Raw genomic sequence first — 2,696 nt, forward strand, 5'->3', positions numbered from 1 at the left:
CCTGCTCGGCCTGTCTGTGCAACAGGGCGGGCGCCTGGAAGAGGCGCAACAGCTGCTCGAGCGCGCGATCGCGATCGATCCACGTTCGCACGAGGCCTATAACAATCTCGCGGCTGTGCACTTCGGCCTGCAGAAATTTGAAGCTGCCCGGGCATGTCAGGAGAAGGCGATCGCGCTGAAGCCGAATTTTCCGCCGGCCCTGACCAGCCTCGGCAATACCTTGCTCCACATGGACCTGCCGGAACAGGCCATCGAACTGTACGATCGTGCCATCAGGCTGAAGCCCGATCATGCCGATGCGCTTTGCAATCGTGGCCTGGCGGAGCTGGCGCTGCGCCAGTTCGACCGCGCCAGGCAAAGTTTCGATCGCGCTTTGTTGTTTCAGCCGCGTCACGCGGAAGCGCTCGTCGGCAAAGGCGTGGTCGGCATCGAGCTCAAGCACTACGATGAGGCGCAAGCCGCGCTCGACGCGGCGCTCAAAATGAGGCCCGGTTCGGCGAAGATCCTGGCGCACCGCGGACGGCTCAATCTTGAGCTGTCGCGGCCGGAACAGGCCGCAGCGGATTTTGATGCAGCGCTTGCGCTGTCGCCTAAGCTCGAAGTGGCCCTGCGGGGGAAGGCGCAAGTCTCGCTCGACATGGGGAATACGGCCCAGGCGATCCTGGCCTGCAAGACCTTGCTCGAGGAAAATCCGCGCTCCGCGATCGCGATGGCGCTGCTGAGCTCCTGTTTTGCAAACCAGGGAGAGATCGCATCCGCGATCGAATATCTCGACGCCGCGCTGGCAATCGCGCCGGACTATGCGGACTTGATCGCGCGGAAGATCTTCTTTCTGGACTATCTCGCCGACGCCGATTTCGCGGTCCAGCAGGCAGCACGAAAACATTGGTGGGAAGCGATCGGCGCCAAATTGCCGCAAAGGACGCTCTCGCCCCGGCCGCTCGATCCGGATCGGCGGATCGTGATCGGTTATGTTGCTTCCGAATTCAGGTACCATTCGGCGGCGTTCGGCCTGTTGCCGGTGCTTCGCCATCACGACCACGCCAACTTCGAAATCGTCTGCTATTCGTGCTCGCCACTACGAGATGAGACGACCGCCGCATTCAAGCTGATGGCGGATGTCTGGGTCGACGCCTGGCAGCTCTCGGACGACGAGTTGGCCGATCGCATTCAAGCCGACAACGTCGATGTCCTGATCGACGTGTCCGGGCATACCACAGGTCACCGGCTCCATGTCTTCGCACGGAAGCCTGCGCCCATCCAGGTCTCGGGCTTCGGACATGCGACGGGTACGGGCCTTCAGACCATGGACTATTTGCTCGCGGATCCGCTCTTCATTCCGCCCTCGGTGCGGCACTTGTTTGCCGAAAAGGTCCACGATCTGCCGTGCCTGATCACGATCGATCCCATCCTGGATGTGCCGCCTTCGGAGCTTCCCATGCTCCGCAATGGCTATGTGACCTTCGGCGTCTTCAACCGCATCAGCAAGATCTCGGACGAGGCAATCCGTGTGTGGTCGAAAGTGATGCGAGAGGTGACCGGATCGAAGATCATCATCAAGCACACCCTGCTCGACGATCCGTTGCTGCGCGACAGCCTGATCGCACGGTTCGTGGCGCAGGGCATTGCCGAGGAGAATGTCACCTGCCTGGGCTCGACCCCGCGCGTCGAGCATCTGCGGGCCTTTGCGAATGTCGATATTTCGCTCGACACATTCCCGCAGAACGGCGGCGTCAGCACCTGGGAATCCCTCTATGCGGGCGTTCCGGTCGTCGCCAAGCTCGGTAGCGGCGCCTCCTCGCGCGCCGGTGCGTCGATCGTGGCGGCCATCGGTCTCGACGACTGGGTCGCCGAGGACGATGAGGGTTATGCCGCGATCGCATGCAGATATGCGACGCAGCCCGCCCATCTGGCGAAGTTGCGCGCCGAATTGCCGGCTCAGATCGCGGGTTCGCCCGCCGGGAATGTCGAGATCTACACGCGTAAGGTCGAGGCGGGCTATCGCCGGTTCTGGCGCGATTATTGTGCCGCGGCCTCGGAACGCGGTGAGGTGATGTAGGCTGGCCGAACCGCGGGGGCCTTGTGGACGCGCGTCCCCGCGGTGAGGAAGCCTGCGACGATCACGCGAACGGCGGCTTGATGTTGCTGCGCTTCTCCAGCCATTCCGGCACCGGCAGGTTCTTGGCGCGCATGAAGTCGGCATTGAACAGTTTCGACTGGTAGCGGCTGCCGGAATCGCAGAGCACGGTCACGATCGTCTTGCCCGGCCCAAGCTGCTTGGCGAGGCGCATGGCGCCGGCGATGTTGATGCCGGTCGAGCCGCCGAGGCACAGGCCTTCGTGCTGGAGCAGGTCGTAGATCACGGTGACGGCCTCAGTGTCGGGAACGAGATAGGCGTCGTCGACCTCAGCGGTTTCGACGATCGCGGTCGCCCGGTTGAGGCCGATGCCCTCGGTGATCGATCCGCCGGGCGTGGCCTTGGCATCGCCGCTCCTGAAATACTCGTACATGCCCGCGCCATGCGGATCGGCGCAGGCAATCCGGACGTTCTTGTTCTGCTCTTTCAGATAGCGGCTGATGCCGGCGAGCGTCCCGCCGCTGCCGACCGAGCAGACGAAGCCGTCGACCTTGCCGCCGGTCTGCTCCCAGATCTCAGGGCCCGTGGATTCGTAATGCGCTTTGGCGTTGTCCAGATT

General features: G+C 63.2%; 2 protein-coding genes. One reads left to right on the forward strand and one right to left on the reverse strand.

Annotated features, from left to right (window positions below; translation table 11 throughout):
• A partial coding sequence (locus ACXJL8_RS38465) for an O-linked N-acetylglucosamine transferase, SPINDLY family protein (RefSeq protein ID WP_456686754.1) occupies positions 1-2,059 on the forward strand: 2,059 nt, incomplete at its 5' end.
• A gap of 61 nt (positions 2,060-2,120) precedes the next feature.
• On the opposite strand, the gene ACXJL8_RS38470 is transcribed toward ACXJL8_RS38465, so the two are convergent.
• Positions 2,121-2,696 (reverse strand): pyridoxal-phosphate dependent enzyme (locus tag ACXJL8_RS38470; RefSeq protein ID WP_456686755.1); only part of this gene is annotated, 576 nt, incomplete at its 5' end.

The sequence above is a fragment of the Bradyrhizobium sp. P5_C11_2 genome, from assembly GCF_054049755.1.